The sequence below is a fragment of the Mesorhizobium sp. M4B.F.Ca.ET.017.02.2.1 genome, from assembly GCF_003998955.1.
In the GTDB taxonomy this organism is placed as follows: domain Bacteria; phylum Pseudomonadota; class Alphaproteobacteria; order Rhizobiales; family Rhizobiaceae; genus Mesorhizobium; species Mesorhizobium abyssinicae.
Genome location: NZ_RZOF01000397.1, coordinates 1 through 5,373, shown reverse-complemented (window position 1 = coordinate 5,373; position 5,373 = coordinate 1). Strand labels below are relative to the sequence as shown.

Annotated in this window: 7 protein-coding genes and 1 tRNA gene; 4 read left to right on the top strand and 4 right to left on the bottom strand. The window is 64.9% G+C overall.

What is annotated here, in order from left to right; all coding sequences use genetic code 11:
• The 3 genes from yidC to rpmH form a co-directional block, all read right to left on the bottom strand.
• The coding region (gene yidC, locus EN738_RS30240) for a membrane protein insertase YidC (RefSeq protein WP_145966974.1) at nucleotides 1-901 on the bottom strand (901 nt) is incomplete at its 3' end.
• Nucleotides 902-914: 13 nt separating this feature from the next.
• A complete protein-coding gene (gene rnpA / locus EN738_RS30235) occupies nucleotides 915-1,268 on the bottom strand; it encodes a ribonuclease P protein component (RefSeq protein WP_127286823.1) in 354 nt (117 codons plus the stop codon).
• 16 nt (nucleotides 1,269-1,284) lie between these two features.
• Nucleotides 1,285-1,419 (bottom strand): 50S ribosomal protein L34, encoded by a 135-nt coding sequence (rpmH, locus tag EN738_RS30230; protein WP_008833937.1) that lies wholly within the window; start codon nucleotides 1,417-1,419, stop codon nucleotides 1,285-1,287.
• Nucleotides 1,420-1,694: 275 nt separating this feature from the next.
• Between rpmH and EN738_RS30220 the strand changes: the two genes are divergently transcribed.
• Entirely contained in the window at nucleotides 1,695-3,182 is a 1,488-nt protein-coding gene (locus EN738_RS30220; protein ID WP_127286822.1) for a HAMP domain-containing sensor histidine kinase, read from the top strand.
• Between the two features lie 137 nt (nucleotides 3,183-3,319).
• A tRNA-Arg gene (locus EN738_RS30215) sits at nucleotides 3,320-3,396 on the top strand.
• Nucleotides 3,397-3,535: 139 nt separating this feature from the next.
• Here EN738_RS30215 and EN738_RS30210 read toward each other — a convergent pair.
• Nucleotides 3,536-3,895 carry a VOC family protein gene (locus EN738_RS30210; RefSeq protein ID WP_127286821.1) on the bottom strand — a complete coding sequence of 120 codons (360 nt, stop codon included), beginning with the start codon at nucleotides 3,893-3,895 and terminating at the stop codon, nucleotides 3,536-3,538.
• Between the two features lie 223 nt (nucleotides 3,896-4,118).
• Between EN738_RS30210 and EN738_RS30205 the strand changes: the two genes are divergently transcribed.
• A complete protein-coding gene (locus EN738_RS30205; RefSeq protein WP_127286820.1) occupies nucleotides 4,119-4,841 on the top strand; it encodes an NUDIX domain-containing protein in 723 nt (240 codons plus the stop codon).
• 21 nt (nucleotides 4,842-4,862) lie between these two features.
• On the top strand, nucleotides 4,863-5,373 hold a 511-nt coding region (locus EN738_RS30200), incomplete at its 3' end, for an SPFH domain-containing protein (protein ID WP_348629117.1).

Here is a 5,373-nt window from a genome sequence, read left to right as displayed (position 1 = left end):
AATAGGCGTAGCGCGGCTGGAACGGCTGCTTCTCGGTCGGCACCAGCGTCACCGCCCAGTATTTGTCGGTGATGCCGAGCCAGCCGTCGGTCGACTTGCCGGGCTGGGCCTGCTTGTCTTTCTCGATCGAGGCGTATTTGTGCTCCTGCAGGCCTTCCGTGCCGGTATAGCCGATCAGACCCTCATGCAGCACATAGGTGCTGGCGACGGCGGGCTTGTCGAAGCGGGTGACGCGGCCGTAATTGAACAGCGAGACGGGCGCCGTACCTGAGTTCTGCACAGTGTCGGAGACCGTGAACATATAGTCGTTGTCGACTGAGACGGTGCGCTTGAAGGTCAGGCCCTTGTCGTTCGTATAGGTCAGCGTCACCGGCGTCGACGGCGTCAGCGTGGCGTTGCCGTCGACCGTCCACACCGTGTCGGCGCCCGGCACCGCGCCGGTCTTGTCGTTGCCGACAAAGCCGATCTCGGCGAAATAGCCGTTGGGCAGCGCCGACGGATTGAGCAGTTCGATCTCGGGCGAGTTCTTGTCGACGGTCTCGGTGTAGTGCTTGAGCTTGAGGTCGTCGAGGCGCGCGCCGGTGAGGTTTATCGAACCTTCCAGGCTCGGCGTGTCGATCTTGACGCGGCTGGTCGCGGCCAGCGCCTGCGCGCGGCCGGCCGCCGTCACGGCCTCGCCGCCAGGAGCGCTCGGAATGGCGCCGGGCGCGGGGGCCGGCGTGACGGCAGCACCCGGATTGGCCGCTTCGGCCGCCTTCTTCTGCTCGGCCTGCCGCTGTTCCTCGATGCGGGCCGCCTCGCGCTGCTGCTCGACGCGCGGGTTCATGTAGAACACCTGCCACAGCGTCAGGATCAGCACCGACAGCGCGATGGTGATGAAGAAATTGCGGTTGTTTTCCATCGAAGCCCTTGGCCTATCGTGTTCCGCGCAGTCGGCGGGAAAGCTCGGCCTTCAACTGGCCGAACGGAATGGCGATCACGTCTTCACGCCCGACGATGACATAGTCATTGCCGGGCGCCATGTCATCGGCCGCGTGCGTGCGCACGGCTTCTCTCAGCCGGCGCCGGACGCGGTTGCGCACGACCGCATTGCCGACCTTCTTGGTGACGGTGTAGCCGACGCGCGGCGACAATCCGTCGCCACGGTCGAGAACCTCGACGAGGAAAAGCCGCCCGCGGCGCTTCTCGCCGCCGCGGACAGCCAGGAAATCCGCGCGCTTCAGAAGCCGCTTGGGATGTGCTCCCACTGGCTTGCCGGTTGCGGGCAACGATCTCGTCTTCCGTTCAGGCGCTGAGCCGCTTGCGGCCGCGGTTGCGGCGGGCTGCGACGACGCCGCGACCACCCTTGGTGGCCATGCGAGCACGGAAACCGTGCCGGCGCTTGCGGACGAGTTTGGACGGTTGGTAGGTACGCTTCATTTGTTTTAATACCGCGGGGTGCGGCCCTTCTTGATTCTGTCACTCTGTAACAGGAGCTTTGCCGGGCCGGTTTAGGCGCGATCGAAACCGCGCCGGGACGAATGGCCCGAGCGTGAGCGGGCTTATAGAAAGAAGGGTTTTGGAAGTCAATCCGGCGCCGCTGCGCCCTTTGTCGCGATCGCGCGGTGGATGTTTTTTATCCGGCAAGGACGAAATTGGCAAAAAAGCCGTAATCGCCTAATCTTCGCTATCAAGTGTTTGTGAAGACCTGAAGCATGACTGAAGCCCAAGCCACGGACGACAGGGCCGGCGCGGCGAGCACCGCCGCCCGCACGGTGCCCCTGTCGCGCGGCCTGTCGACCAAGCTTCTTCTGCTCACCATCGTCTTCGTGCTCTTGGCCGAAATCCTGATTTTCCTGCCTTGGATCGCCAGCTACCGGGTGAGCTGGCTGAAGGAGCGGTTGGGCACGGCGGCCGCGGTCTCGATCGTGCTGGTGCAGGGCGAGCCCAACTCGCTCTCGCGCACGGCCCAGAACGACGTTTTGATGGCGATCGGCGCCAAGGCGATCGCCGTGCGCGACGGCGGCGTCTCGCGGCTTTTGGTGGTGTCCGAGATGCCGCCGCAGGTCGACGAGCACATCGACATTTCCAAGGTCGGCATGATCGACGGCATGACCGGGGCGCTCGACACGCTGTTTTTCGGCGGCAAGCGCATGCTGCGCGTGTTCGGCCCGGTCGGCGAGAGCGACAAGGAATTCGAGCTGATCATGCCCGATTATGCCTTGCGCAGCGCCATGCTGGTCTATTCGCGCAACGTCGCCTTCGTCTCGCTGCTGATCTCGCTGTTCACCGCCATGCTGGTCTATGCCGCGATCGACCTGATCATGATCGGCCCGATCCGCACCATGACGCGCTCGATGCTGTCCTTCTCCGAGGCGCCCGACGACCCCGGCCGCATCATCCGTCCCGCCGCCCGCGCCGACGAGATCGGCGTCGCCGAACGCGAGCTGTCGCAGATGCAGGAACGGCTGCAGAAGATGCTTTCCGAGCAGAAGCACCTCGCCGATCTCGGGCTGGCCGTGTCGAAGATCAACCACGACATGCGCAACATCCTGGCCTCCGCGCAGCTGATGTCCGACCGCCTGCGGCTGGTCAAGGACCCGACCGTGCAGTCCTTCGCGCCGAAGCTGCTGCGCGCGCTCGACCGCGCCGTGTCCTATTCGGAAGGCGTGCTCGCCTATGGCCGCACGCAGGAGCCGCCGCCGTCGCGCCGCCGCGTGCGGCTGCGCCAACTGGTCGAGGACGTGCACGGCCTGCTCGACATCGAGGAGGGCATCGATTTCGTCAACGGTGTCGAGCACGCCTTCGAGGTCGACGCCGATTCCGACCAGCTGTTTCGCGTGCTCACCAATCTCTGCCGCAACTCGGTGCAGGCGATGGCGGCCGACACCGAAAGCGCGGTCGTGCGCCGGCTGGCGGTCTCGGCCGAGCGCCTGGGCAGCGTCAGCCGCATCGTCGTCACCGACACCGGACCTGGCCTGCCGCCGAAAGCGCGCGAGAACCTGTTCGCCGCTTTCCGCGGCTCGGCGCGCAGCGGCGGCACCGGGCTGGGGCTGGCCATCGCCTACGAGCTGATCCGCGCCCATGGCGGCACGGTCGAGCTGGTCGAATCGATCGGCGGGCGCACCACCTTCGCCGTCACCATCCCCGACCAGCCGGTCCGCCTCGACCAGGCGCGCGGAAGTTTGCGCCGACCGGCCTAGTCCGGACAAAAAGCACCTGCGACAAAACTTTTGCCGGATCGGCTTGCTTTTCGGAAATTCAGTCGTTAGGGAACACGTCTCGTCGCGGCCGGTCGTCACGATCGGATCGCGGGGCTATGCAAAGCATGGCCTGTTGCGCGCCCGTAGCTCAGCTGGATAGAGCACCAGACTACGAATCTGGGGGTCAGGAGTTCGAATCTCTTCGGGCGCGCCATTTCACCATCGATGAGTTGAACTCCGTCCTTCCGCCTGGGCAACGAGCAGATCGTCACCTACCCGCAATCCGACACCTCCTCAACAGCTCGATGGCCCTTGGGGTTGCCCCAGGTTGCGGCGGGCGTCAGGAGCTTCAATTACTTGAACTCAAACAGTTCAATCAGGTTGCCCGATGGGTCTTTCAGAAGCCTGGCTCGACCGGCTCCCGCTTCGCTGATTTCGCCTCTGAATTCGGCCCCATCGGCATTCAACCGGCTGATGAGCCCATCCAGGTCCTTCGTGATGATCATGAACCGGTTCCAGCCGCCAGGCTCCGGAGTGCCGCCGGCTGTTCCTCCACTACCCGCTCCGGGGGCGCTCAAGTAGAGCGTCAGATCATCACGAGCGAGCGCTGCAAACTTGCCGGGATTGTGCATGTTCACAGAGAACTCGAGTCTGTCGCGATAGAATTCGACCGACCTATCGACGTCCGTCACGATGTACCGGATGGAGGCCATTGCGCGAGCTCCGTTTTGACCGCACAGCTTGACCTGCAAACGCGCGGATCCGCGTGGCGTTCCAACAGCACCCTGACATCGAGTTGACGGCGATCAGCGCGCAGGACAGGTGCACGGACGATCTACGCTCACCTTCTTGACCGTCTCTCGAACTCCTGCGTGTCAGTTGACATATATTCAAGATAGATATATGTAACTTGCGCAATAGACACGAGACACGTCAATGAGCGAGACCGATTTCCTCAAGGACTACGACCCCAGCGCATTCCAGCGGCCGTCGGTGGCGGTCGACCTCGTCCTGCTGGGGCTGCGCGACGGGCGCCCCACGGTCCTGCTGCTCAGGCGCGACCAGCATCCGCACGCAGGCCGCTGGGCGTTGCCGGGCGGCTTTGTCGGCATCGACGAGTCCCTCGATGCCGCTGCCGCGCGGGTGCTGCGCGAGAAGGCCGCAATCGAGGGTGCTCGCCTCGAACAGCTCTACACCTTCGGCGCGGTCGATCGCGATCCGCGCATGCGCATCGTCAGCGTTGCCTATCTCGTTCTGCTGACCGAGACGGCCTTCGACGCGGCCGCGCGGGCGATGCCAACTTTGCTGCCCGCCGCGATCCATGTGCCTTGGGCAGGCGAGGCCGGCGGTGCTGTCAACGTGCTGTCGCCGGACAACGAAAAGCTCACGCTCGCCTTCGACCACGCCGACATCCTGGCGATGGCGATGCTCAGGCTGCGCGGCAAGCTCGATTATTCCGACGTCGCTTTCGCGCTGCTGCCGGAACTGTTCACGCTGCGGCAGCTCCAGGATGTGCACGAGGCGATTCTCGGCACATCGCTCAACAAGCCGGCCTTTCGCCGGCGGCTGCTCGACAAGGGCTGGCTGGCGGCGACCGGCGCCTATGAGGCGGGCACCGCCTACCGACCGGCAGAACTTTTCCGTTTCCAGCGTCCGTAACCGATTGAGGGAGAGACTACCATGGCCACCATTCGCAACTTCGGCTTCATCGCCCAGCTCCGCAGCGAGGCAAGCAGCCACGTCATCCGCTATCGCGATGGTCGCGTGAAGCAGAGCGGCCGCGGCCTGGTGTTCTGGTTCGCGCCGGAAACCGCCAGCATTGCCGAAGTGCCGATGGACGACCGCGAGATGACGCTGTTCGTCAAGGGCCGCAGCCAGGATTTCCAGACCGTGGCCGTGCAGGGCACGGTCGGCTGGCATGTCGTCGATCCCGGGCGGCTGGCGGAGCGCGTCGATTTCAGCATCAATCTCAGGACCGGCAAGCCACAGGGCGAGCCGCTCGAGAAGATACAGGCGCGCATCGCCGGCATCGCCAACCAGGCGGTGCAGCAATATCTCGGACAGGCGCCGGTCCGCGCGCTTCTCGACGCCGGCCCCGCCCCGTTGCGCGAGCGGCTGCAGGCGGTTGTCGCCGCCGACCCGGCGCTGATCGACATTGGCGTCGCCGCGGTCACCGTGCGGCTCACCAACC

Bases quoted from the DNA above. Each gene is read 5' to 3' on its own strand.
- rpmH (WP_008833937.1), bottom strand. From the start codon at position 1,419: ATGAAGCGTACCTACCAACCGTCCAAACTCGTCCGCAAGCGCCGGCAC.
- EN738_RS30220 (WP_127286822.1), top strand. From the start codon at position 1,695: ATGACTGAAGCCCAAGCCACGGACGACAGGGCCGGCGCGGCGAGCACC.
- EN738_RS30210 (WP_127286821.1), bottom strand. From the start codon at position 3,895: ATGGCCTCCATCCGGTACATCGTGACGGACGTCGATAGGTCGGTCGAA.
- EN738_RS30205 (WP_127286820.1), top strand. From the start codon at position 4,119: ATGAGCGAGACCGATTTCCTCAAGGACTACGACCCCAGCGCATTCCAG.